The 21,373-nt window shown below is 64.8% G+C and carries 20 protein-coding genes; 6 read left to right on the top strand and 14 right to left on the bottom strand.

Annotated features, from left to right (window positions below; genetic code table 11):
- Window position 1 precedes the first annotated feature (1 nt).
- Window positions 2–505, bottom strand: a complete 504-nt coding sequence (gene ssb, locus ELX51_RS05740) for a single-stranded DNA-binding protein (RefSeq protein WP_127752623.1) — start codon at window positions 503–505, stop codon at window positions 2–4.
- Between the two features lie 460 nt (window positions 506–965).
- Between ssb and uvrA the strand changes: the two genes are divergently transcribed.
- The 5 genes from uvrA (at window position 966) to ELX51_RS05720 (ending at window position 6,550) form a co-directional block, all read left to right on the top strand.
- On the top strand, window positions 966–3,857 hold the full coding sequence (uvrA, locus tag ELX51_RS05735) for an excinuclease ABC subunit UvrA (protein ID WP_127752622.1): 2,892 nt from the start codon (window positions 966–968) through the stop codon (window positions 3,855–3,857).
- Between the two features lie 107 nt (window positions 3,858–3,964).
- Window positions 3,965–4,117 carry a hypothetical protein gene (locus ELX51_RS19980; RefSeq protein ID WP_164854773.1) on the top strand — a complete coding sequence of 51 codons (153 nt, stop codon included), beginning with the start codon at window positions 3,965–3,967 and terminating at the stop codon, window positions 4,115–4,117.
- 197 nt (window positions 4,118–4,314) lie between these two features.
- Window positions 4,315–4,464 (top strand): DUF1127 domain-containing protein, encoded by a 150-nt coding sequence (locus ELX51_RS05730; RefSeq protein WP_127752621.1) that lies wholly within the window; start codon window positions 4,315–4,317, stop codon window positions 4,462–4,464.
- Between the two features lie 257 nt (window positions 4,465–4,721).
- Window positions 4,722–6,107 carry a methylenetetrahydrofolate--tRNA-(uracil(54)-C(5))-methyltransferase (FADH(2)-oxidizing) TrmFO gene (gene trmFO / locus ELX51_RS05725; RefSeq protein ID WP_127752620.1) on the top strand — a complete coding sequence of 462 codons (1,386 nt, stop codon included), beginning with the start codon at window positions 4,722–4,724 and terminating at the stop codon, window positions 6,105–6,107.
- Window positions 6,104–6,550 (top strand): YiiD C-terminal domain-containing protein, encoded by a 447-nt coding sequence (locus tag ELX51_RS05720; protein WP_127752619.1) that lies wholly within the window; start codon window positions 6,104–6,106, stop codon window positions 6,548–6,550. The genes trmFO and ELX51_RS05720 overlap by 4 nt, the downstream gene beginning before the upstream one ends.
- A gap of 109 nt (window positions 6,551–6,659) precedes the next feature.
- Here the strand turns inward: ELX51_RS05720 and ELX51_RS05715 are convergent, their stop codons facing one another.
- Genes ELX51_RS05715 through yajC form a run of 4 tightly spaced genes read right to left on the bottom strand, consistent with a single transcriptional unit; the run spans window position 6,660 to window position 10,880 of the window.
- Complete coding sequence (locus ELX51_RS05715; RefSeq protein ID WP_127752618.1) at window positions 6,660–7,523, bottom strand: squalene/phytoene synthase family protein; 864 nt, start codon at window positions 7,521–7,523, stop codon at window positions 6,660–6,662.
- Entirely contained in the window at window positions 7,523–7,918 is a 396-nt protein-coding gene (locus ELX51_RS05710; protein WP_127752617.1) for an MTH938/NDUFAF3 family protein, read from the bottom strand. Before ELX51_RS05710 ends, ELX51_RS05715 begins: the two co-directional genes overlap by 1 nt.
- Before the next feature lie 4 nt (window positions 7,919–7,922).
- The gene (gene secD / locus ELX51_RS05705) at window positions 7,923–10,472 is read right to left on the bottom strand and encodes a protein translocase subunit SecD (protein WP_127752616.1); all 2,550 of its coding nucleotides are present in this window, start codon (window positions 10,470–10,472) and stop codon (window positions 7,923–7,925) included.
- Window positions 10,473–10,523: 51 nt separating this feature from the next.
- Complete coding sequence (yajC, locus tag ELX51_RS05700; protein WP_127752615.1) at window positions 10,524–10,880, bottom strand: preprotein translocase subunit YajC; 357 nt, start codon at window positions 10,878–10,880, stop codon at window positions 10,524–10,526.
- Window positions 10,881–11,086: 206 nt separating this feature from the next.
- On the opposite strand from yajC, the gene ELX51_RS05695 reads away from it, so the two are divergent.
- Window positions 11,087–11,962: an ATP-binding protein gene (locus tag ELX51_RS05695; protein ID WP_127752614.1), complete on the top strand. Its 876-nt coding sequence runs from the start codon at window positions 11,087–11,089 to the stop codon at window positions 11,960–11,962.
- Between the two features lie 44 nt (window positions 11,963–12,006).
- Here ELX51_RS05695 and ELX51_RS19975 read toward each other — a convergent pair whose 3' ends face one another.
- From ELX51_RS19975 to ELX51_RS05650, 9 genes are all read right to left on the bottom strand, one after another.
- Window positions 12,007–12,780 carry a M23 family metallopeptidase gene (locus ELX51_RS19975; protein ID WP_164854772.1) on the bottom strand — a complete coding sequence of 258 codons (774 nt, stop codon included), beginning with the start codon at window positions 12,778–12,780 and terminating at the stop codon, window positions 12,007–12,009.
- Window positions 12,781–13,407: 627 nt separating this feature from the next.
- A complete protein-coding gene (surE, locus tag ELX51_RS05685; protein WP_127752612.1) occupies window positions 13,408–14,184 on the bottom strand; it encodes a 5'/3'-nucleotidase SurE in 777 nt (258 codons plus the stop codon).
- A complete protein-coding gene (serS, locus tag ELX51_RS05680; protein WP_127752611.1) occupies window positions 14,184–15,512 on the bottom strand; it encodes a serine--tRNA ligase in 1,329 nt (442 codons plus the stop codon). Before serS ends, surE begins: the two co-directional genes overlap by 1 nt.
- Window positions 15,513–15,618: 106 nt before the next feature.
- Window positions 15,619–16,437: a twin-arginine translocase subunit TatC gene (tatC, locus tag ELX51_RS05675; RefSeq protein ID WP_127752610.1), complete on the bottom strand. Its 819-nt coding sequence runs from the start codon at window positions 16,435–16,437 to the stop codon at window positions 15,619–15,621.
- Window positions 16,438–16,439: 2 nt separating this feature from the next.
- Complete coding sequence (gene tatB / locus ELX51_RS05670) at window positions 16,440–17,141, bottom strand: Sec-independent protein translocase protein TatB (protein WP_127752609.1); 702 nt, start codon at window positions 17,139–17,141, stop codon at window positions 16,440–16,442.
- A gap of 54 nt (window positions 17,142–17,195) precedes the next feature.
- Window positions 17,196–17,411, bottom strand: coding sequence for a twin-arginine translocase TatA/TatE family subunit (gene tatA / locus ELX51_RS05665; RefSeq protein WP_127752608.1), 216 nt, complete (start codon window positions 17,409–17,411; stop codon window positions 17,196–17,198).
- Window positions 17,412–17,532: 121 nt separating this feature from the next.
- Window positions 17,533–18,162 carry an SMC-Scp complex subunit ScpB gene (gene scpB / locus ELX51_RS05660; protein WP_127752607.1) on the bottom strand — a complete coding sequence of 210 codons (630 nt, stop codon included), beginning with the start codon at window positions 18,160–18,162 and terminating at the stop codon, window positions 17,533–17,535.
- Window positions 18,159–18,944: a ScpA family protein gene (locus tag ELX51_RS05655; RefSeq protein ID WP_127752606.1), complete on the bottom strand. Its 786-nt coding sequence runs from the start codon at window positions 18,942–18,944 to the stop codon at window positions 18,159–18,161. Before ELX51_RS05655 ends, scpB begins: the two co-directional genes overlap by 4 nt.
- 91 nt (window positions 18,945–19,035) lie before the next feature.
- Window positions 19,036–21,342 carry an SPOR domain-containing protein gene (locus ELX51_RS05650; RefSeq protein WP_127752605.1) on the bottom strand — a complete coding sequence of 769 codons (2,307 nt, stop codon included), beginning with the start codon at window positions 21,340–21,342 and terminating at the stop codon, window positions 19,036–19,038.
- Window positions 21,343–21,373 lie beyond the last annotated feature (31 nt).

The following is a 21,373-nucleotide window of genomic DNA, read 5'->3' as shown; positions in this document are numbered from 1 at the left end:
TCTAGAACGGGATGTCGTCGTCCATGCCGCCGGACTCAAAGGCTGGGGCGCTCGGGGATGGGCGGCGGCCGCCGCCACCACCACCGTTGTTGTCGGACTGGCGGGCGCCACGGAAGCCGCCGGGCTCGCCGCCCCCTGCCCCTTCACCCTCGCCGCGGCCGTCGAGCAGCGTAAGGTTAGAGTTGAAGCCCTGCAGCACAATCTCGGTGGAGTATTTGTCCTGCCCGCTTTGGTCCTGCCATTTGCGGGTTTGAAGCTGGCCTTCGATGTAAACCTTGGAGCCCTTTTTGAGGTAACTTTCGGCTACACGCGCCAGACCTTCCGAAAAGATCACCACCCGGTGCCATTCGGTCTTTTCGCGCCGCTCGCCGGTGTTCTTGTCTTTCCAGTTTTCCGAGGTGGCGATGGACAGATTGACCACCTTGCCGCCGCTGGGAAGATTGCGCACTTCGGGGTCGTTGCCCAGATTGCCTACCAGAATGACCTTGTTGACGCTGCCTGCCATGACATGCTCCGTTTCGCTTTGCTTGGCCTGCGGCCCGCTTGGGTTCTACTTAACGCCCAAAACCGCGGCCGCTCAGCCTTTTTTGGCGTTTTGAACCGGTTTGTGCCGGCTGCGCCTGACCGCTGGACCCCAGTAGATGGGGATTGCCCTTTAACTTCGTTCATCTTATGTTCTCAGTGCGGGGCGAGTCAAGGACGGCGGAAGGGGCCGCTCGGGAGGTGCGCGATGGGGATGCTACTGACACGCTGTGTCAGCAGGCCTGCAGGATGGAGTGGCTCCAAAGGGGTGAGCGCCTGACCCCGGGGCTTTGTTGGGCGCGTTGACAGCGGGTGCAAGGCCGCCATGCCGGCCCTTTGCCTTGCCTGCCCGGTGGCGCGCCCCTATTTGTGAGTTCCCGCCGACCGTCCGGCCGTTATATGCCGACACCTGTCTGGCGCAGCCTTTATGAACATGGATCGTGATGCCCAATCCCAGCCTTAATCGTGAAATCGTGGTGCGCGGCGCGCGCGAACACAATCTCAAGGGCATCGATGTCCGGCTGCCGCGCGACAGCCTGATCGTGATGACAGGCCTGTCCGGCTCTGGCAAATCCTCGCTGGCCTTTGACACCATCTATGCCGAGGGGCAGCGGCGCTATGTGGAGTCGCTGTCCGCTTATGCGCGGCAGTTTCTCGAAATGATGCAAAAGCCCGATGTGGAGCATATCGAGGGGCTGTCTCCCGCGATTTCCATCGAGCAGAAAACCACCTCGCGCAATCCGCGCTCGACGGTGGGCACGGTCACGGAAATCTACGATTACCTGCGCCTGCTGTTTGCCCGCGTAGGCATTCCTTATTCACCCGCAACGGGGCTGCCGATCGAGTCCCAGACCGTGTCGCAAATGGTGGACCGGGTGCTGGAGCTGCCCGAGGGCACGCGGCTTTATCTGCTGGCGCCGATTGCGCGCGGGCGCAAGGGCGAGTTCAAGAAGGAACTGGCGGAACTGGGGCGCAAGGGGTTCCAGCGCGTCAAGATCGACGGCGAATATTACGAGCTCGAGGATGCCCCTACCCTCGACAAGAAGTTCAAGCACGATATCGAGGCGGTGATCGACCGGGTGGTCGTGGGCCCCGACCTCAGCGGGCGCCTGGCGGAAAGCTTTGAAACGGCGCTCAAGCTCGCCGACGGCATCGCGTTGGTGGAACTGGCCGACGAAACCGATGAGAACGGCAAGCCGCGCCAGATCACCTTTTCGGAAAAGTTTGCCTGCCCGGTTTCCGGCTTCACCATTGCCGAGATCGAGCCGCGGCTGTTTTCGTTCAACAATCCATTTGGTGCCTGCCCGGTGTGCGACGGGCTGGGGACCGAGCAGAAGATCGATCCGGGCCAGGTCGTGCCTGATTCAAGCCTGAGCCTGCGCGACGGGGCGGTGCTGCCCTGGGCCAAGACTTCGGCGCCCTATTACCTGCAAACGCTGAGCGCGGTAGTCAAGCATTTCGGTGCCTCGACCGGGACCGCCTGGGCCGACCTGCCCGACGAGGTGCGGCAGGCGGTGCTCTATGGCACCGGACGGACGGCAATCGAGTTCGTTTATGACGACGGCTTGCGGCAATACAAGACCACCAAGCCCTTTGAAGGGGTGATCGGCAACCTTGAGCGACGCTACAAGGAAACCGAAAGCGCGGGGATGCGCGAGGAGATCGAGAAATACATGTCGCAGGCGCCATGCGTGGCCTGCAACGGGTATCGGCTCAAGCCCGAAACGCTCGCGGTAAAGATTGCGGGGCTCCATATCGGGCAGGTCACCGAAATGTCGATCCGCGCCTCGGACGAGTGGTTTGCCGGGTTGATGGCGCAGCTGACGCCGAGCCAGAAGCAGATCGGCGAGCGCATTCTCAAGGAAATCCGGGACCGGCTGACCTTCCTGATCGATGTGGGACTCGATTACCTCAGCATGTCGCGCAATTCGGGCACGCTGTCGGGTGGGGAATCGCAGCGCATTCGCCTCGCCAGCCAGATCGGCTCGGGGCTGACGGGCGTGCTGTATGTGCTCGACGAGCCCTCGATCGGGCTGCATCAGCGCGACAATGCGCGCCTACTCGATACGCTGCGGCGGCTGCGCGATCTCGGCAATACCGTGATCGTGGTGGAGCATGACGAGGATGCAATCCTGACGGCCGACTATGTGGTCGATATCGGCCCGGGTGCCGGGGTGCATGGCGGCCATATCGTGGCCGAAGGCACGCCCGACCAGATCCTGGCGCATGAGGACAGCCTCACCGGCAAATATCTGTCGGGCCGCATGGGCATTGCCATTCCGGCGGAGCGCCGCGAGGGCAAGACCGGCAAGTATCTGTCGGTGCGCGGCGCCACGGGCAACAACCTCAAGGATGTGGATGTGGATGTGCCGCTCGGCATGTTCGTGGCCATTACCGGGGTGTCGGGCGGCGGCAAGTCGACCCTGATGATCGACACCATGTATACCGCTATCGCGCGGCGCCTCAACGGGGCACGGGTGATGCCGGCGCCGCACAAATCCCTAACCGGGCTCGAGCATCTCGACAAGGTCATCGACATCGACCAGTCCCCCATCGGGCGCACGCCGCGCTCCAATCCGGCGACCTATACCGGCGCGTTCACGCCGTTACGCGAATGGTTTGCCGGCCTGCCGGAAGCCAAGACGCGCGGCTATGGGCCGGGGCGGTTCTCGTTCAACGTCAAGGGCGGGCGCTGCGAGAAGTGCGAGGGCGACGGGGTGCTCAAGATCGAGATGCACTTCCTGCCCGATGTTTATGTCACTTGCGATGTGTGCAAGGGCAAGCGCTACAACCGCGAAACGCTTGAGGTGCAGTTCAAGGGCAAGTCCATTTCGGATGTGCTCGACATGACCATCGACGAGGCGGTGGAGTTCTTTTCCGCGGTGCCGACAATCCGCGACAAGTTCACCACGCTGCAGCGGGTGGGGCTGGGTTATGTCAAGGTTGGGCAACCGGCAACGACGCTGTCGGGCGGCGAGGCGCAGCGCGTCAAGCTATCCAAGGAGCTGTCCAAGCGGGCAACCGGGCGCACGCTGTATATGCTGGACGAGCCGACGACGGGGCTGCATTTCCATGATGTCGCCAAGCTGCTCGATGTGCTGCACGAGCTGGTGGATACCGGCAATACGGTGGTGGTGATCGAGCACAATCTCGAGGTGATCAAGACGGCCGACTGGGTGATCGACCTGGGCCCCGAGGGGGGCGATGGCGGCGGCGAGATCGTGGCGCAAGGCACGCCCGAAGAGGTGGCGGCGAGCCCGCGTTCGCATACCGGTACATTCCTCAAGCAGGTGATGGAGCGGCGGCCGGCCACGGCGCGGCGGGCGGCGGAGTAGCCCGCCATGCGGAGGGCGCATGTCGCGCCTGCCCGATGAGCAGTGGAAGGTGACAGCGAAGCTCGGCATGCTTGGGTTTGTCGCGATTTGGAACAGGAGCACGGGCCATGTTCGTGCGTGCCGTCTGGTGCATCAAGCGCCCTGTCGAGATCAAGCAGGACCGCCGGGAAATCAACCTCCCCTGCCGGCGAGAGCCTGATCCGCTGGGGCTTTGCGGGCCGGAGTTCAACAAAATGACGCGCGGGCTGTTCGACCGCTGAACACGCCAAGCGCAGAAATAAGCACCGGCCGTGGGATCTCCATCCCGCGGCCTTATTTTTGACCGGAGCTTTAACCGGAAATGAACGGCGGTGGTTAAAGCCGCGCTTGGCGTGCATGGCTCGTTTGACCAATCACCCACTGCAAGTGTCGTGCGCAATGGCCTAGATATATCGGCGTAGACGCAAGGAGAAATCGAATGGACATCCGCAAGACTTTCAAGAAGTGGGCCGCTTACCAGCAGACCGTCCGTGAGCTCACCGCTCTCGACAATCGCCAGCTGAACGATCTGGGTATTTCGCGTACCGATATCACCCGTGTTGCTCGCGATCATGCCAGCACGCTTTAAGCATTACTGCCCAAGCCTCAGGTTTGACATAGACCGAACACCCGCTTCTCTGTGAGATGCGGGTGTTTTGCTGTTCAAGCGAGCCTGCTCGTTTGACAATCAGCTGCAAAGAGTCGCCCAGCAATAGGGCAAAGCAGGATTGCCGTTCACCGCGATGAACGCCTGCTGAACAAGTGCTCAAGCGCAATTGAGCGCCTGGCAGCCCGGCCGCGAGACGCGGCAGTTGCACTGAGGCAGCGGCCTTGTTATGGGCGCGCATGTCCTCATCAGAACCTATCCATATCATTGGCGGCGGTCTGGCCGGCTCCGAAGCTGCCTGGCAGGCGGCACAGGCCGGCGCGCGCGTCATCGTCCACGAAATGCGCCCGGTACGTGCCACCGATGCCCACCAGACCGAGAGTCTGGCGGAGCTCGTGTGTTCCAACAGCTTCCGCTCGGACGACCATGAGCAGAATGCCGTGGGGCTGCTGCATGAAGAGATGCGGCGCTGCGGCTCGCTGATCATGCAGGCGGCCGACCAGCACAAGTTGCCGGCCGGCGGTGCGCTGGCGGTGGACCGGCACGGCTTTTCGGCCGAGGTGACCAAGGCGATCGAGAGCCACCCCAATATTTCCATCGAGCGCGAGGAAGTGGCGGGGCTGCCGCCAGCGGACTGGCGCAATGTGATCGTGGCGACCGGCCCCCTCACCTCCCCGGCGCTGGCGGAAGCGGTGCTGGAGTTGACGGGTGAGGATGCGCTGGCGTTTTTCGACGCCATTGCGCCCATCGTGCACTACGACAGCATCAACCAGGACATTGTCTGGGCGCAGTCGCGCTATGACAAGGCGGGCCCGGGCGGCACCGGGGCGGACTACCTTAACTGCCCGATGGACCAGGAGCAGTATAACCGGTTCGTCGATGCGCTGATCGAAGCGCCGCTGCATGAGTTCAAGGACTGGGAGAAGGTGCCCTATTTCGATGGCTGCCTGCCCATCGAAGTGATGGCCGAGCGGGGGCGCGAAACGCTGCGGCATGGGCCGATGAAGCCGGTTGGCCTGACCAATCCGCGCAACCCCACGGTCAAGCCCTATGCCATCGTGCAGCTGCGGCAGGACAATGCGCTGGGGACGCTCTGGAACATGGTCGGGTTCCAGACCAAGATGCGCTATGGCATCCAGGCCGAGATCTTCCGCATGATCCCGGGGCTCGAGAACGCGCAGTTCGCGCGTCTCGGCGGCCTGCACCGCAACACTTTCCTTAATTCCCCCAAGGTGCTGGGCGCCGATCTCAAACTCAAGGCTGATCCGCGGCTGCGCTTTGCCGGCCAGGTGACGGGCGTTGAAGGCTATGTGGAAAGCGCGGCGATCGGGCTGCTGGCCGGACGCATGGCGGCGGCCGAGGCACGCGGCGAGCAGTTGCCTCCGCCCCCGATCACCACGGCGCTGGGCGCACTGCTCGGCCATATCACCGGCGGGCACCTCGAAGCCGAAGGCTATAGCGGAGCACGCTCGTTCCAGCCGATGAATGTCAATTTCGGGCTGTTCCCGGAAGTGACGGTGACCAAGCCCGAGGGCGCGGGGCGCTGGCGCGGCAATGACAAGGTGATCGCCAAACGGCGCATGATCACGGCGCGGGCGCTGGACGATCTCAAGAGCTGGGCATGACGAACGAGGCGCTGCAAGCCTATCTGCATGAGCATATCCCGCTGTCGCGGGCGATGGGGGTGCAGGTGGTGGCGAGCAGCGTCGACGCCGTGACCCTGGGCGCGCCGCTCGCGCCCAATATCAATCATCGCGACACGGTGTTTGGCGGCAGCGCTTCCGCCGTGGCGACCCTCGCCGCCTGGTCGCTGCTGCATGTCAGGCTGAGCGCCGAGGGGCTGCCGAGCCGGCTGGTGATCCAGCGCAATAGCATGGACTATCTGCACCCCGTTGCGGGGGACTTCACCGCCACAGCGAGCCTCGAGGGCGACTGGGCGGCGTTTACGCGCATGCTGGCGCGCAAGGGCGTGGCGCGGATCGCGGTGCGCTCGCAGGTGGATCATGCCGGTGAGATGGCGGGGGCGTTTCGCGGCGAGTTTGTGGCGTTTGGCGGGGAGCGGGAGTAGCCGCGCGTCGTGCTTAGGCACCGCCATCTCGGGATGGGCCGCGGCTCAAGGCCGGGGTGACAGCTAGTGGGTGGGGCGGCCTCGGAAGTCCGCCCGGCCGCAGGGACGCCTAGCGGTTGCGAAAGGTCCACCAGGAGAGGCGGGCGATTTTCTGCCAGTCGGGCAAGTCAGGGGGAATGGCGAAGAGGCCCTCCCCTGAGCTGTTGATGCGCTCGAGCTGGGCGCGCAGCGTGGTGAGCGGGGCGAAGGCGGGGCGCAGATTGCCGGGCAACGCGGCGATGGCGGCCTCGGCCTTGGCGAGGTGGTCGGCGGCGAGTTCGGCGATCTGGCCAAGGGCGGCGGCGAGGCCTTCGCTTTCGGTGCCGGTAAAGATCTCGCTTTCGCGCACACCGTTGGCGGCAAAGATGGTCCAGGGCAGCATGATGCGCCCTTGCCGGGCGAGGACACCAAAGGCGCGGCGGTGGCCGATCAGGGCGTGCGCGACGCCGAGATGACCGGCGGCGTCACCGGGCTCGACGAGCTGGCCGTTGTTGAGGACCATCGCCGCGAGCTGGTACAGGGTCGAGGCGGTTTCGCCGGCATAACCCTCGAAGCTTTCCAGATCGGGCATGGGATCGTCATAGAGATCGAAGCGCCGCGCCCCCAGCAGGCGCTGCAGGGTGCCGGCGGGAATGGCGTAGCGCTCCACAGTTTGGAGCAACGCGTCGGCTACCGGGTTCTGCCGCAGCTCGCCGTGCCCTTCTCCGCTCAGAGCGTCATTCCACCACTGGAGGCGAATTTCGCCGGGCGCGGGATTGGAGACGCGCTCACGAATGGCGGCGACTTCGGCGCTGAAGGCATAAAGCGCGGTGACGGGGTCCCGGTGCTCGCCCAGCACCAAGGTCGAGAGATAACGGCCGCGGTCGAGTTCGCGCAGGCTCGTGGCGGCATGCCTGAAGCTTTGATTGCTGCCAGTCGCCTGGGCCTGTGCCATCACCGGACCCGGTCGACGGCCAGCAGCGCGGCGCCAACGGCGCGTTGCTCGGCCAGCAGAACATTATAGGTGCGCACGGCGCCACCAGTGGCGATGGCTTCGACGATGATGTTGCACTCGCGCAGCGCTTCGCGGATGCCGCGGGGTAGCCCGAAAATGTCAAAGCCGAGCCCGATCAGCAGAACATCGATGGCGTCGGCCGCGGCAAAAACCGGAGCGAGGCTTTCGAGCGTGATGTCACCGGGCTCGGTGACGTCCCAGGCGTGCATGCCCGTGGGCAGGCAGAGGAGCGAGCCGCGATGGGACAGGTCGGCAAAACGGAACCCGCCTTTGCCATAGGCATCAATGCCGACCTGTTGCGGGTAAAAGCCGCTGCCGCGCCCTTCCTCCGACATGGCCTCAGACAGCCGGCTCGTCGACGGGCTTCTTTTCGGCCAGATCGGTGCGCTCAGCCCGGGACTTGAGGCCGAAATTGATCAGGATCGGGCCGGCAACGATGATCGAAGAATACATGCCCACCAGCGAACCGAAGGTCATGGCGATGGTGAAGGAGCGGATCACTTCCCCGCCAAACAGCACCAGTGGAATGAGCGCCAGGAACACGGTGAACTGGGTGAGCGAGGTGCGCACGATGGTCTGGTTGATCGACAGATCAATCAGTTCGGGCATGGGCATGCTCTTGTACTTGCGCATGTTCTCGCGGACCCGGTCCGAGATCACCACGGTTTCATTGAGCGACAGACCCACCAGGGTCAACACCGCCGCGATGGAGGTCAGATTGAACTCCAATCCGGTAATGGAGAACAGACCGATGGTCATGATGATGTCGTGCGTGGTGGTCGTGACCGCGGCCATGGCGAACTGCCATTCGAAGCGGAACCAGAGATAGAACAGGATGGCCACGAGCGCGATGATCACGGCGATCGTGCCCTTCCAGGCCAATTCGCTCGAGACGGTGCCGCTCACCGCTTCGGTGCGGCGCACTTCGTAGTTCTCGGTGGCGAGAGCGTCGACGACCTTCTGGACCGCGACCTGATCGGCATCCTGGCCGCCTTCCTGGGCCTGGACGCGCACCAGCACGTCCTCGGGCGTGCCAAAGCCCTGCACCTGCACTTCGCCGAGGCCTAGGCCCTCAAGCAGCTCGCGCACCTGCCCAACATCGGCGGGGCCGCCGACATGCTGGATTTCGATCGCGGTGCCGCCCACGAAGTCGATGCCGAGATTGAAGCCCTTGAAATAGGCCGAGCCCAGCGACAGCACCGAAGCGACCAGCGAGAAGGCGATCACATAGCGCGAGATCTTCATGAACTGGATCTTGGTGCCGTCCGGAATGAAGCGGAAGTGCTGGATCTTGAGGGTCTTGGGGCGACGCCAGTTGTACCACAGCCGCACGAAGTACAGCGTGACCGTGTAGGAGGTAAAGAGCGAGGTCACGATGCCGAGCGCGAGGGTAACCGCAAAGCCCTGCACGGGACCCGAGCCGAGGAAATAGAGCACCACGGCGGCAACGAGCTGGGTCAGGTGCGAGTCAACGATGGTGCCCCAGGCGCGCTCGAAGCCGGCATTGATGGCCTGCAGCGGGGTTTTACCCGCTTTCATTTCTTCGCGCATGCGCTCGTAGATAAGCACGTTGGCGTCCACGGCCATGCCGATGGTCAGCACGATGCCGGCGATGCCGGGCAGCGTCAGCGTGGCGCCGAGCATGGACAGGGCACCAAAGATCAGGACGATGTTGAGGATCAGCGAGATGTTGGCGAAGACCCCGAACAGCCCATAGGCGATCACCATGAAAGTGATCACGAGGACGGCGGCGACAATACCAGCGGTGAGGCCCGAGCGGATGGAGTCGGCGCCAAGGCTGGCGTCAACGGTGCGCTCTTCGACCACATCGAGCGAGGCGGGCAAGGCGCCGGCGCGCAGCAGCACGGCAAGATCGCTCGCGCTCTGGGTGGTGAAGCTGCCCGAGATCTGGCCGGTGCCGCCGGTGATCGGCTGCTGGATCACCGGAGCGGTGATGACCTGCTCGTCGAGCACGATGGCAAAGCGCTGGCCGACATTGGCCGAGGTGATCTGGCCAAAGGTCAGGGCGCCGTTGGTGTCGAAGCGGAAGGAAACGACCGGAATGCCCCGCTGCTGGTCGTAGCTGGGCTGGGCATCAACGAGCGACTCGCCGCCAAGAGCCACGTCCTCAAAGATCAGCTCGGCGCCGCCATCCTGGCTGGGCAGGATCATGGTGCCGGCGGGTAGGCCCTGGGCTTCCGCCTGGGCAGCAGTCAGGCCGGGATAGACCATGTGGAAGGTCAGGCGCGCGGTCTGGGATATGAGGTTCTTGAGGCGCTCGCTATCGCCGAAGCCAGGAACCTGGACAAGAACGCGATTGGTGCCCTGGCGCTGGATGGAGGGCTCGGTGGTGCCAAGCTCGTCGATGCGGTTGCGAATGACTTCGATGGACTGGGACACGAGCGAAGAGGTGCGCTCGGCGATGCCTTCGCGGGTCAGTGAAACGGTGAGCTTGCCATCGGGGGTTTCGCCAAAGGCCAGTTCGTTGACGCCGCCGGCCGCGAACATGGAATTGCTGACGGTGTTCTGCAGGCCCTGGAGGGCCGTACGCGCCGCTTCGAGCTGGCTGGGGTCAGTCAGCTCGATGACGAGGCTGTTGTTGGCGGCATCGGTGGTGATGAGATTGCCGATGCCGTTCTGGTTGGCCAAGACGTTACGCACATCACGGCGCAGGCTTTGCAGCCGTTCGGACACGATGCCTTGTTCGTTGACCTGGAGCAGCAGGTGCGAACCGCCCTGCAGATCAAGCCCCAGCACCACGGTCTGCTTCGGCAGCCAGCCGGGCCAGTTCTCCCTCACATTGTCCGGCAAGAAGCTCGGCACGGCAAAGAGAATGCCCATCAGGGCAACAATGACGATGATAGCGGTACGAACGGGCGAGAACTGCATCAGGTGTCCTAGAGACGAAAAAACCGGGGCAGAGCCCCGGCATGATCCTGCTTAGACGACAGGCTTGTTGTCGTTGACGGGCTCGGCCTTGGTGCGAACATCGGCAACCATGCCGCGCACCAGCTTGACCTTGACGCCCTGGGCGATCTCGACTTCGAGGTCCTCGCCGTCAACGGCCTTGGTGACCTTGCCGATGATGCCGCCAGTGGTCACAACGGTATCGCCACGACGGATCGCCGAGAGCATTTCGCGCTGCGCCTTGAGGCGCTTCTGCTGGGGGCGGAAGATCAGCAGCCAGAAGATCACCACGAGCAGCAGAATGGGCATCATCTGGATGATGATGTCCTGAATTCCACCACCGGCGACGGGGGCGCCTGCCGCCTGGGCAAAAGCGGGCGTAACAAACATCGGCGAGCTCCTTTAGGTTTTCTTTTTTGGCTTTGCTGGAGAACGGGCGCCTAGCCGATTGGCATGTAGGGCGCGACTGGACGCAAATCTAGGCTGCAGCACTTGCGCCCGGATCAAAATCGCGCGGAGTATACCCGCGGCCCCCTTCCATTGCAAAGGCAATCCGGGAGTCACACATTGCCGCGGCAACAACAAAGGAAGCCCCGTTGACCAGCCAAGACTATCTCGCCGAGATCGCCCAGTCCCTCGCCCGGATCGCCCAAGCCTTACAGCCAAAGGATGCAGGCGTCGACCAGGCGGCGGTGTTGGCGAGCGATTCGGCATTCCACTGGGACGGTGCTGCCGGGCAGTTGATGCCGGTGCCGCGGGTAAGCCGGGTGCCGCTGGCCATGCTCAAGGGAATCGATGCGGTGCAGGATATCCTGCTGCGCAATACCGAGCAGTTTGCGCGCGGGCATGGGGCCAATAATGCGCTGCTCTGGGGCGCGCGGGGCATGGGCAAGAGTTCGCTGGTCAAGGCCATTCACGCCGACATTGTCGAGCGAACCGATGAGGGCTTCCTGCGGCTGGTGCTGATCGAGATTGCCCGCGAGGATTTGGAATCGCTGCCGGTGCTGATGCGGCGGATCGCCAATGCCGAGGGGCGGTTCATCGTCTTTTGCGATGACCTCAGCTTTGACAGCGGGGAAACCTCCTACAAGTCGCTCAAGACCATTCTGGATGGCGGGCTCGAGGGGCGGCCGGACAATGTGCTGTTCTATGCCACCTCGAACCGGCGCCACCTGATGCCGCGCGACATGATCGAGAACGAGCGCGCCACCGCGATCACGCCAGGGGAAGCGGTGGAGGAGAAGGTGTCCCTGTCGGATCGATTCGGGCTATGGCTCGGGTTTCACAATTGCGACCAGCCCACGTTCCTCCTCATGGTCAAGACCTATGCCGAGCATTACGGGCTCGACATCGACGAGGAAACGTTGCGGGCGCGGGCAATCGAGTGGTCGGCGACGCGCGGGGCACGGTCGGGTCGCGTGGCGATCCAGCTGGTGCGGACGCTGGCCGGAGAAATGGGCAAGGCGGTATAAACCGCCCTGCCCTTCAAGCAGTCTCCAAAGATGTCAGGCGATGCCTAGCTGGCGAGCAGCGGCATCGGGTCGACCGGGGTTGCGCCCTTGCGCAGCTCGAAGTGGAGCTGGGGCTTGGACACCGAGCCCGACATGCCGGCGGCACCGATGGTGTCGCCGCGATTGACCACGGCACCCTTGGCAACGCTCATCGACTTGAGGTGCGCATAGGCCGAGACATAGCCGTTGGGGTGGCGGATCAGGATCAGATTGCCATAACCCTCGACGCCCGAGCCGACATAAATGACGGTGCCATTTTCGGCGGCGGCGACAGCGCTGCCTTCGGAGGCCTCGATATTGATGCCCGTGCCCTTGGACGAGGCAAAATCAGTGAGAACGCGACCGGTGACGGGCCAGCGGAACTTGTCATTGCCCGACATGGCCGGCTCGGCGGCGGGCGCCGGAGCCGTGGCCGTCTTGGTGGGCGCTGCCGGTGCCGCCGCGGGCTGGCTCGGAGCGGCGGGTGCCGCAGCGGTTGGGGTCGGCGTCGTGGGCAGAGTGGCGATGGTGGTGGCGGCAGGCGCGGCAGTCGGTGCAGCGCTGGCCAGCTGGGTCACTGGAGCGGCTGGCTTGGCCAGATCCGAGCGGCCCGGAATGATCACGGCCTGGCCCACAACGATCTTGTCGGGCGAGGACAGGCCATTGGCCTGCACCAGGGCCTGGGTGGTCACGTCATAGCGACGGGCGATGGTGTAGAGCGACTCGCCGCTGGCAATGGTGTGGGTGTAGGCGCCATTGGCACTGGCGGCGGGAGCCGTTGGGGCCGGAGTGGCAGCCATCTGAGGCCGCTGGGCTGCAAGGTTGGACGGCGGAGCGCCCATGGCAACGGCGGGAGGAAGGGGAGCGACGGGGGCAAGGCTGGTCTGGGCTTGCATGGCGGGTTGTGTTCCCATTGAAGACTGTGAACTCAGTACTGGAAGGTCTTGGGACTGCACGGACGGCATCGAGCCCGTCGGCGCAACCGGCGCCATTGCGGTCATCGGTTGTGGGTAGCCTGAGGGAGGCGAATTCCAGCCGCCGCCACCGCCGCTAACATTAGCGGGGGGCACGAACGAGCCTTCGGCAACCCGGGTGGACGCGCCCAAGCTCGATGGCATGGGCTGGTTGAGCGAAGCCGGCGAGGACTGGCCCACAGAACTGGTGACCGTCGAGTCACCAAAGCTGCGACTACCCAGGCTCGAACAGCCAGAAAGCGCAACCGCACCGACCACAAGGCCTCCGATCGCGACGGCATTCTTTAAGGCCCGGCGGGATACGCGTGTACTCATTATTCTCATCCGTACGCGGCTACTCAACACGAGTTTGAATCTAGGCCGGTAAGGTAAAGACGAGTTTAAAGCCGTCGCGATTTGCATAAAATCCGAACGGGTCTTGTGTTCGGTAAGGTTAAGGCGCGGAAAGGCCGCTCAGCCTTGGGCCAGCGTCAGCGTTCCGGCGATGCGCAACAATTCGGCGGTGTCAGTTTGCTGCAGGCCTAGTGGGGTTACGGTGACCGCATGGCCTTGGCGCAGCTGCTCGAAATCGGCGGCTGGATCCAAGGGCATGGGGGTTTCGGGAATGGCGACGAAGAACTTGCCGGGATTGTCGCTGGCGTAATAGCGGAAGGGCGAGCGCGAAAAGCGCTGATGGCGCACCACGGCGAGGCCGCTGACCGCACCGGGGGCGCAGGTGGGAAAGTTGACGTTGTAATAGATATCGCGCGGCGGGGACGCAGCGAGAATTGCCCGGGCGGCAGCGGCGCCATAGCGCCGGGCATTGGACCAATCGATGGCGTGGCCCTGCTCGTAATTGATGGCCTGGCTCATGGCGATGCCTACAGCCCCCTGAAGCGCGCCTTCGCGCGCACCCCCAGCGGTGCCGGAGCAATTGATGATGTCCCCCAGGTTCTGGCCGGCATTGACGCCGGAAAGAACGAGGTCGGCAGGGTGATCGCCCAGGAGGTGGGTCATGCCGGCCACGACACAATCGGCGGGCGAGCCGCCGACCACGGCAAAGCGGCGGGGCCCGCGCTCGTCGATGCTGAGTTCGCGCCCGAGCGTAAAGCGGTGCCCTGCCCCGCTCTGGTTGCCATCGGGCGCGACGATCCAGACATCGTCGCTCAGTTCGCGGGCGATGGCGGTCATCACTTCGATGCCCGGCGCATCCACACCGTCGTCATTGGTGATGAGGATGCGCAAGGCCATTATGGGCGTCCGATCGTGGTGAGGCCGCCCATATAGGGCTGGAGCACAGCGGGAATGGCAATGGTGCCATCTTCCTGCTGATAGTTTTCCATGACGGCAATAAGACAGCGGCCCACGGCCGTGCCCGACCCATTGAGGGTATGAACGAAGCGCGGCGCCTGCTTTTCGCCGGCGGGACGATAACGGGCATCCATGCGGCGGGCCTGGAAATCGCCGCAGACCGAAACCGAGGAGATTTCGCGATAGGTGTTCTGGCCGGGCAGCCAGACCTCGAGGTCATAGGTGCGCTTGGCGCCAAAGCCGATATCGCCGGTGCACAGGTTCATGACGCGGTAATGCAGGCCGAGGCGCTGCAGCACGGCTTCGGCACAGCCCAGCATGCGCTCGTGCTCATCGACCGAAGTTTCGGGCGTGGTGATCGAAACGAGCTCGACCTTGTTGAACTGGTGCTGGCGCAGCATGCCACGGGTGTCGCGACCCGCCGAGCCCGCTTCGGAGCGGAAGCACGGGGTGAGCGCGGTGAAGCGCAGGGGCAGTTCTTCCTCGCTGAGGATCGCTTCGCGCACGAGATTGGTGAGCGGCACTTCGGCGGTGGGGATCAGGGCGAGCCGGCTGTCGCCATGCGGGGTGAAGAACAGGTCTTCCTCGAATTTGGGGAGCTGGTTGGTGCCAAACAGCGCCTCGTCCTTCACCAGCAAGGGCGGCTGCACTTCGAGGTAGCCATGCTCGGTGGTGTGCAGATCGAGCATGAACTGGCCGAGGGCGCGTTCCAGGCGGGCCAGCTGACCCTTGAGGACAACAAAGCGGCTGCCCGAGAGCTTGGCGGCAGTTTCAAAGTCCATGGCGCCCATGGCTTCGCCGAGCTCAAAATGCTCCTTGGGGGCAAAGCTCAGGCTCGGCTTTGGCGCACGCACCTGCGCGGCGGTTTCGGCCGTGCCGTTGCGGCCGAAATATTCGACATTGCCGGTTTCGTCGGTCCCATCGGGCACATCCTCGAAGACGAGGTTGGGCAGCACCGACAGAGCGTTGCGAAGCTCAAGCTCAACGGCGCGCTCTTCGGCTTCGCCCTGAGGGATGAACTCCTTGAGGCCGGCGACCTCGGCCATCAGCGCGGCGGCCTTGGCTTCGTCCTTTTGTGCCTTGGCCTGGCCGATCTGCTTGGACAGGGTGTTGCGCTTTTCCTGCGCGTCATTGAGGCGGGAGATGATGTCGCGGCGGCGATCATCAATGGCCAAGAGATCGGCCGCGCGCACAGGCACGCCCTTGCGGCGCGACATGCCAGCATCAAAGGCTTCGGGATTGGCGCGGATCCATTTGATATCGAACATGGCTAGAGGGGCTGCACCCCACCTCTTCAAGGGTTTCGGGACGCGGGGGCCAGCCGCCAGCAGATGCGGCAGGCAGGCCCCAAGCGGGTCGGTCAGTTGCCGGCGATCAGGACGAGAGTCCGCTCGCCCGAGCCGCTTCGGCCGCAGCGCGGCGCCGCTCGATCATGCGCACTGACATGATCGAAAGCTCGTAGAGCAGGTACATGGGCACGGCAAGACCGATCTGGGAAATCGGATCTGGCGGGGTGATGAAGGCGGCAAAGATCAGGATGCCGACAATGGCGTAGCGGCGGCCCTTCTTGAGCATGTCGACATGGACCAGATCGATCTGAGCCAGGAGCGTCAACACCACGGGCAGCTGGAAGCAAACGCCGAAAGCCAGGATCAGCGTCATGGCTAGGCCGAGATATTCGGAGACGCTGGTGAGCATGCGGATCTCATCGGTCTGCATGCCCGCAAAGAAGTGCAGCGCCATGGGCAGGACGACGAAATACACCATGCAAGCGCCCAGAATGAAGAAGATGGGCGTGGCAATGAGGTAAGGGATAAAGGCGCGGCGCTCATGCTTGTAGAGGCCGGGCGCCACGAACATGTAGATCTGGCTGGCGATAAACGGGAAGCCCAGGAAAATGGCACCAAACAGGGCGAGGTTGAGCTGGGTGAAGAAGAATTCCTGGGGCGCGGTATAGATCAGCTCCAGATCGCCCGGATCGGAATAGATCGAGCGATAGGGTCCGAGCAGCACATCGAAGATGTTGCCGGCGAAAACAAAGCACAGCATCATCAGGGCGACCACGGCGATCGCCGAATAGATCAGGCGCTTTCTCAGCTCGACCAGATGCTCGAGCAGCGGGGCTTCGCTACCCGCCAGCTCGTCTTCAGGCTCGGGCGCCGTGCCTTCGATCTTGAGCTTTTCGTCGGCCATAGTCAGGTGTTCTCAAGCGGCGTTGGAGCTGCCGGGCTATCGGCAGGCTCGCCGGGAAGCGCGGGCACTTGTTCGGTTTCGCTCGGTTTCTTGGAGCGCTTGCGCGGCTGGCGGGGCGTTGGGGCCGCCGGCGAATCGGCAGGCTCGGTGGGCAGAGCATCGGGCACTTCGCCCTCAGATGCCGCCTTATTGGTGCGCGGCTTGCGCGTCTTGGGCGTGGCCGGAGCATTGAGGGGCGCGAGTTCGGTGGTGGTGACCGGCGCGGTAGGGGCTGGGGTGGCTTGCACAGGCGCCTCAACAATCTGAGCGGGAGGGAGCGGAGCGGGCGCCGAAGCAGTCGCCTCGGCGGCGGGCGTTTGGATGCCAGCGGCAGCGCGTATCTCGTCGACCACGCTTTCGGCCGCCGGATCGGCAGGCTTGATGATCCCGCTGGGCTTGGGCCCGGTCGGGGTCATGGCGTTGAACTCACGCCGGATTTCTTCGCTGGTCTTTTTAAGCGGCGCGGTGATGGAGTTGCGCAAATTCCGCACCTCGTCGAGCCCCGTCGTCTTGTTGATCTCGCGCTGGAACTCGTTGCCCATGCGACGGATCTGGCCGACGATCTTGCCGACGCGCTGCATCACTACGGGCAGGTCCTTGGGGCCAATGACGATCAACGCCACGACCCCGATGACCAGCATCTCTGTCCAGCCCAAGCCGAGCATATAAGTATCCTTGCCTACGAACGCGTCGTCTTAACGGACCCGATGACCGGGACCTTAGAGCTCGCGGGTCTTTTCGGCTTCGCGGGCTTCGATATCGGCGGTGGTGGTGACCCGGTTGACCGGCTTGTCATCGTCGTCGCGCATGCCTTTCTGGAAGGCTTTGATGCCGCTGGCGACTTCACCCATCATGCCGGAAATCTTGCCACGGCCAAACAACAGGATGACCACAACGGCCACAACGAGGATGCCCCAAATTCCTGGCGCGTGCATATCAATCTCCCTTGAACTACGTCCATCGCGATAGCCTGACAGATATAGCGAGAAATAGGTTTAATCGCGGGCAAACACAAGAACGTGTTGCTGATTGCACACCCCGTAATGCCGCACGCGACTATTGCTCAGCAGAATCGAGGTCTTGCAGCGGATCTTCATCCTCGTGCAGCGGGCCATCAAAGGGCAGGCGCAGCGAAGTTGGCGGGCGCGAAACCAGCAGCCCTGCCCCCTTGAGGTCTTCAATGCCAGGTAGATCGGCGAGGCTTTCCAGCCCGAACTGGTCGAGAAAGGCTGGTGTGGTGCCATAGGTCACGGGGCGACCGGGAACCCGGCGGCGGCCGCGCAGGCGGATCCAGCCGGTTTCGAGGAGGATATCCATGGTGCCCTTGCCGACGGCGACGCCGCGGATCTCCTCGATCTCGGCGCGGGTGGCGGGCTGATGATAGGCGATGATCGCAAGGGTTTCGAGCGCGGCGCGCGACAGGGTGCGGCTCTCCTCCTGCTCGGCGCGGAGCAGGAAGGACAAGTCGGGCGCGGTGCGAAAGGCGTAGGCGTCACCACGGCGGACGAGATTGACGCCGCGGCCGGCATAATGGCGGGCAAGCTGATCGATTGCGGCCTCGACATTGGCGCCTTGGGGCAGATGCGCGCCCAGCTGGGCCGCCGTCAGCGGCTCAGCCGAGGCGAAGAGCAGCGCTTCGAGGATGCGCAGCGCCTGATCGGGCGCGAGAGGATCGTGGTTGGTCAAGCGCCCTCCCCGCTCCGGCGGCGGAGCATCAGCGGGCCAAAGGTTTCCTTTTGGCGCAGCTCGATTTCGCCCTGGCGCACCAGTTCCAAGCTCGAGGCAAAGCTCGAGGCGCGGGCGGTGACCCGCTCGGCGGGATCATCGATATAGGCGGAAAGGCAGGCGTCGAGGCTGACCCAATCGCCGGTTTCGCCCACAAGAATGCGCAGCCGGTCGCGCGCATCCTGGAGCGACCAGACGACGCGGATGCGGGGGGAATAAGCGGGCGGATGGACGCGCTCGCGCTGGGTGGCGTAGGCCTTGAGCAGATCAAGCAAGCTCGTGTCCCAGCGGGTGTGGCGGGCGATCTCGACGGGCTCTGGATCGCCGCGGGGATGCACCGCAATGCCGAGGCGCGGCCGATCGCGCAGGCGAGTAGCGGCCTGGCGCATGGCTTCGAGGCGACGCAGCCGCCATTGCAGTCGGGCAGCCATTTCGGCGCCACTGGGCGCCTCGTCGGCGGGCGCGGCGGGCAACATCAAGCGGCTCTTGAGATAGGCGAGCCAAGCGGCCATCACGAGGTAATCGGCGGCGAGTTCGATGCGCTGTTCGCGCTGATCTTCCACAAAGGCGAGATATTGGTCGGCCAGTTGCAGCACGGAAATGGCCGCAAGGTCGACCTTCTGGCGGCGGGCCAGATCCAGCAGCAGATCGAGGGGACCCTCGTAGCCGTCCAGATCGACATGCAGCACCGGCCCGTGGTCGGGCTTGGGGTCGAGCCAATCGGTGGCGATGCTGCTGCTCATAAAAGGTTCTGCGGGTGGCTGGGCGCGCAAGCTGGCGCCTCAGCCGATCAAGGTCAAGCGGAGCCGGCCCGCAGCAAGGCGATACGCACGACTAAAGCGTGAAGCAATCGCCGCCGGCCGATTTCAGGCTGGAGCAGAGCTGGTTGGCATCGGCGGTGGAGTTGGCCGGGACGCGAACGCGATAGAAGATGCCCCGTTCGCCCAGATCGACGCGCTGCACTTCCAGATTGGCCCCCTTGAACAGCGGGCCGTACTGGTTGGCGATCTGCAAGGCGCTTTGGCGGGCGGCTTCCTCGGTGCGCTGCGACGAGAGCTGCACATAAGCCGGCGCGTTGCTGAGGGGCGTTGCAGCGCTGGCCTCGATCACGGTTTGCGCAGCCGGGGGCTGAGCGGCAGCCTGCGGCGCCGGTGCGGGGTCAACCAGCGCATTGACCGGCGAAGTTGCGGCCGGTGGCGGCGCGAGGTTGGTGCCGCCCGCCGCAGCAGCTGGCGCTGCAGCGGTGGGCCGGGCGGTGAAAGCGGGACGATTGAGCGGCACTGGCGCGGTCTTGCCCGGGATGGGCGCACCGCTGACGTCAACAGCGGGAACCGTGGAGCCAGGCACAACGGGGGTGACCGGTGGCCCCGCGGGGACTTGCGCCTCGGGAGGGGCGGCAGGCGTTGCAGGAGCAGCGCCGCCCGGCGGAGGAGCGAGGCCGGGCGCGGGATCGGCGCCAAGGCTGCCCAGCAGGCTCGGCTCGGCGGGATTGGCGCCCGGAACTTCCGGGACATTGGGGCGGTCCACCGGCAGCATGGCGCTGCCTGCGACACTGTTGTCACCGCTGACAATGGTGCCGTCCGGACGAACCGTAACGGTACGGACCTTGCGATTGACCACGCCTTCAGGCTCGGGCGCAGCTGCCGGGGGCGGCACCTGGGTGACTTCGTTGACATCGGCCTGGTCGCGCGACACCAGCTGTTCTTCGGCGCCGGGCACGACGCCATCGATCTCGTTGAAGATCACCGATTGCTGGGGGGCTGCGGATTCATCGACCGGAGGGGGCTCTTCCTTGACGGGGGTGGCGTCAGCGGTGAGCAGCGGCGCAGGACCGCTGTCGCCGTTATTGCCGAGCACCCAGTAAAGGCCGCCACCGGCCAGCAGGAGCAGAACCAGCGCGACGCCGGGACCAACAAGGGCGCGGCTCCAGCCAAAGGAGCGCGGGGCCCTGTCCGCGCGGTCGGGCTTGACGCGGCGCACGCGCGGCGGCTTGGGCGCACGTTCGGGCTTGGGTGCCCGCTCGGCCTTGACGCGGCGGCCACGAGGCGCGGGCTCAACCGGTTCGGGATCATCCACCCAACCCACTTCCGCACCCGTGGCGGCGGCAGCGGCCAGGATGGCCTCGTCGGCGCCAGAGACGACGCGCTTGCCCGTGGGCTGAGGCGGCAAAGTGGGGGTCGCAAGGCTGCGCTGCGGTGTCGCGGGCGCGGGCCGAGGGGGCGGAGTCTCCATATCCACGCGGGCAGCGCGCCCGATCAGATCTTCGATGTCCCTGATAGGATCACCCGAGGCGCCGGACTGGGGCGTACCCCGCACCGGCGCTGCGGCAGCGGATGGCAATTCGGGCTCACGTGGTGGCGGGCTCACGGGTGCCGGCGCGGGCTCCGGAGTGCGCGACATATTCACGGGCGGCGCGGCCCATTGCGAAGCGGGTGGCGGCGGGGCCGAAGGCGTTGGCCGCGTCGCACCCATGGAGGGCTCGATGCGGGCGCCCGATTGTGGCTGGCCAGGCTCGCGGCCGGTTTCGGGCTCGACGCGGGACTGGGTGCCCGGCATCACCACGTCGGGCGCTTCCCCGCGCGAAGGTTCGTCGCGGGTTTCGCCAAACAGTTCGGCGGCGATCAGATCGCCAATGGAATCGTGCTCGGGCGTCGGCACGGGATCAGCAGCGGGAGAAGTGGAGGCAGCGACCGGCGCCGACGCTGCTGGCTGAGCCGGTGCCGCGGGGGTGCCAAAGCCGAAGTCAAAATCAAAGGGGTCGTGGCGCGGGGCCGGCTCGGCTGCGGCGGGCTGCGGGGGTGCAGTCGGCTCCACCGGCTCTGGGTGCGTGGGTGCGGTGGCCAGCGGCCGTGGCTCAAGGCGGAACTGATCGGGTGCGGGCTCGGCGCGCGGTGCTGGGGCCGGGGTGAAGCGGCCGAAATCATAGCGCGACGGCGATGCCGGAGCGGCTGGCGCCGCCGGCACAGGCTGGCTCGACTCAGGCGCATGGGCGCCCGGCACGCGCACGCCAGCAGCCGACGCAGCCGGTGCGGGCGCAGGCGGAGCGGGTGGAGGGCTGGGCTGGGTCGGCGTGGCATCTTCGGCCATGAGACGCGCGAGTTCAGCGATCAGATCATCAGGGGATGTGGACTGTGCACCCATTGGCTGCGGTTTCGCTGTCGTTATTGGAGCA

It is taken from the genome of Devosia sp. 1566 (assembly GCF_004005995.1).
GTDB lineage: Bacteria > Pseudomonadota > Alphaproteobacteria > Rhizobiales > Devosiaceae > Devosia.
Note: the sequence above shows the minus strand (reverse complement) of the source record. Positions and strands in the feature narration are given on the sequence as shown.

Excerpts from the sequence above, each read along its gene's own strand:
- ssb (WP_127752623.1), bottom strand. The coding sequence starts at position 505 with ATGGCAGGCAGCGTCAACAAGGTCATTCTGGTAGGCAATCTGGGCAAC.
- uvrA (WP_127752622.1), top strand. The coding sequence starts at position 966 with ATGCCCAATCCCAGCCTTAATCGTGAAATCGTGGTGCGCGGCGCGCGC.
- ELX51_RS19980 (WP_164854773.1), top strand. The coding sequence starts at position 3,965 with ATGTTCGTGCGTGCCGTCTGGTGCATCAAGCGCCCTGTCGAGATCAAG.
- ELX51_RS05730 (WP_127752621.1), top strand. The coding sequence starts at position 4,315 with ATGGACATCCGCAAGACTTTCAAGAAGTGGGCCGCTTACCAGCAGACC.
- trmFO (WP_127752620.1), top strand. The coding sequence starts at position 4,722 with ATGTCCTCATCAGAACCTATCCATATCATTGGCGGCGGTCTGGCCGGC.
- ELX51_RS05720 (WP_127752619.1), top strand. The coding sequence starts at position 6,104 with ATGACGAACGAGGCGCTGCAAGCCTATCTGCATGAGCATATCCCGCTG.
- ELX51_RS05715 (WP_127752618.1), bottom strand. The coding sequence starts at position 7,523 with ATGGCACAGGCCCAGGCGACTGGCAGCAATCAAAGCTTCAGGCATGCC.
- ELX51_RS05710 (WP_127752617.1), bottom strand. The coding sequence starts at position 7,918 with ATGTCGGAGGAAGGGCGCGGCAGCGGCTTTTACCCGCAACAGGTCGGC.
- secD (WP_127752616.1), bottom strand. The coding sequence starts at position 10,472 with ATGCAGTTCTCGCCCGTTCGTACCGCTATCATCGTCATTGTTGCCCTG.
- yajC (WP_127752615.1), bottom strand. The coding sequence starts at position 10,880 with ATGTTTGTTACGCCCGCTTTTGCCCAGGCGGCAGGCGCCCCCGTCGCC.
- ELX51_RS19975 (WP_164854772.1), bottom strand. The coding sequence starts at position 12,780 with ATGGCTGCCACTCCGGCCCCAACGGCTCCCGCCGCCAGTGCCAATGGC.
- surE (WP_127752612.1), bottom strand. The coding sequence starts at position 14,184 with ATGGCCTTGCGCATCCTCATCACCAATGACGACGGTGTGGATGCGCCG.
- serS (WP_127752611.1), bottom strand. The coding sequence starts at position 15,512 with ATGTTCGATATCAAATGGATCCGCGCCAATCCCGAAGCCTTTGATGCT.
- tatC (WP_127752610.1), bottom strand. The coding sequence starts at position 16,437 with ATGGCCGACGAAAAGCTCAAGATCGAAGGCACGGCGCCCGAGCCTGAA.
- tatB (WP_127752609.1), bottom strand. The coding sequence starts at position 17,141 with ATGCTCGGCTTGGGCTGGACAGAGATGCTGGTCATCGGGGTCGTGGCG.
- tatA (WP_127752608.1), bottom strand. The coding sequence starts at position 17,411 with ATGCACGCGCCAGGAATTTGGGGCATCCTCGTTGTGGCCGTTGTGGTC.
- ELX51_RS05655 (WP_127752606.1), bottom strand. The coding sequence starts at position 18,944 with ATGAGCAGCAGCATCGCCACCGATTGGCTCGACCCCAAGCCCGACCAC.
- ELX51_RS05650 (WP_127752605.1), bottom strand. The coding sequence starts at position 21,342 with ATGGGTGCACAGTCCACATCCCCTGATGATCTGATCGCTGAACTCGCG.